This window comes from Anoxybacillus sp., assembly GCF_036834105.1.
Classification (GTDB): Bacteria; Bacillota; Bacilli; order Bacillales; family Anoxybacillaceae; genus Anoxybacillus.
This window is the reverse complement of record NZ_DAITON010000101.1, coordinates 7,163-8,514: the sequence shown is the minus strand read 5'-3', so window position 1 is coordinate 8,514 and position 1,352 is coordinate 7,163. Positions and strand designations below refer to the sequence as shown.

Below are 1,352 nucleotides of genomic sequence, written 5' to 3'. Positions count from 1 at the left end.
AATGTCGCGAATCGCAACTTTTAACCCTAAGAGCATCGTCTCTTAGGGTTTTTTGTTATTAGAAAGAGGGGGGGTGTTTTTCTTGTTTTTGGAACAAGTTTTATCGACACATATGTGAAGAAGTGATATAATGTTATCGGTTACAGTCGTAATAGTATGACGTTTTCGAAAAATGTGTATAAAGTCACAAAGGGGTGGGCCATCGTTGAACGTGTATGTAAACAGTTATGTAGTCGTCTTTGTGTTTCTTTGTTTAGGTATTTTGCTTCCGATCGTTGCGCTCACAGCAGGACGTTTTCTTCGTCCACATGCGCCGAATGCAGCGAAGCAAACAACGTACGAGAGCGGATTGGATCCATTCCACGATTCGCGCGTGCAATTTAACGTCAGATATTACATCTTTGCGTTGCTGTTCGTCATTTTTGATGTAGAAACTGTATTTTTATATCCGTGGGCGGTGGCATTTGAAAAGCTCGGTGCATTTGCCATCATCGAAATGCTCATTTTCGTCGTCATGTTGTTGATTGGACTTGTGTATGCTTGGAAGAAGAAGGTGTTAAAATGGATGTAAAATTATTGAACGTATCAGATCAAGAAATGGAAGAAATGCGCCGCAACGTCTTTTTAACGACATTAGAACAGCTAAAAGCGTGGGCGCGCAGCAACTCGCTATGGCCGCTTACGTTCGGACTTGCCTGTTGCGCCATTGAAATGATGGGAGTCGGCTCTTCCCATTACGACTTAGATCGTTTCGGCTCTTTCTTCCGCACGTCGCCGCGTCAATCAGATGTCATGATCGTCTCAGGTACAGTCACGAAAAAAATGGCGCCAATTGTTCGCCGCTTGTACGATCAAATGCCTGAACCGAAATGGGTCATTGCGATGGGATCATGCGCAACGGCAGGTGGTCCGTACGTGAAATCGTATTGCGTTGTGAAAGGTGTCGATCAAATCGTCCCTGTTGATGTATATATTCCGGGCTGTCCGCCAAACCCAGCTGCCCTTATTTATGGCATTAATAAGTTAAAAGAGAAGATTCGCTATGAAGCAAAAACAGGAAAGAGGGTGCTGTAAATGAGCGATGAAAAAGATTTACAGCAACTAAAAAGAGAAGCGGCCGAACGGGCGAAACAATTAGCAAAAGAGCGTCTTGCTGCCAAACAAGCAGCTGAACAAGCGAAACAAACTGAGCCGACGCTCGAACAGGAAGATGATGTTGCGCTTGCGAAGAAAAAAGCGGCAGCAGCGGCGAAAGCGAAAGCTGCAGCGCTAGCGAAACAAAAGGCGCTGGAATCAAGCGAATTAAGCGAAGAAGAGTTGGCGAAGAAAAAAGCGGCAGCAGCGGCGAAAGC

Annotated in this window: 2 protein-coding genes and 1 pseudogene; all 3 read left to right on the top strand. The window is 45.3% G+C overall.

Features of this window, described 5'->3' with window-relative positions; genetic code table 11:
- Window positions 1-172: 172 nt before the first annotated feature.
- Window positions 173-571, top strand: a complete 399-nt coding sequence (locus V7Z64_RS09995; RefSeq protein ID WP_297989555.1) for an NADH-quinone oxidoreductase subunit A — start codon at window positions 173-175, stop codon at window positions 569-571.
- Entirely contained in the window at window positions 562-1,074 is a 513-nt protein-coding gene (locus tag V7Z64_RS09990; RefSeq protein ID WP_003396994.1) for a NuoB/complex I 20 kDa subunit family protein, read from the top strand. Before V7Z64_RS09995 ends, V7Z64_RS09990 begins: the two co-directional genes overlap by 10 nt.
- A pseudogene (locus V7Z64_RS09985) lies at window positions 1,075-1,352 on the top strand (NADH-quinone oxidoreductase subunit C); the annotation flags it as partial.

Bases quoted from the DNA above. Each gene is read 5' to 3' on its own strand.
- V7Z64_RS09990 (WP_003396994.1), top strand. From the start codon at position 562: ATGGATGTAAAATTATTGAACGTATCAGATCAAGAAATGGAAGAAATG.
- V7Z64_RS09995 (WP_297989555.1), top strand. From the start codon at position 173: ATGTGTATAAAGTCACAAAGGGGTGGGCCATCGTTGAACGTGTATGTA.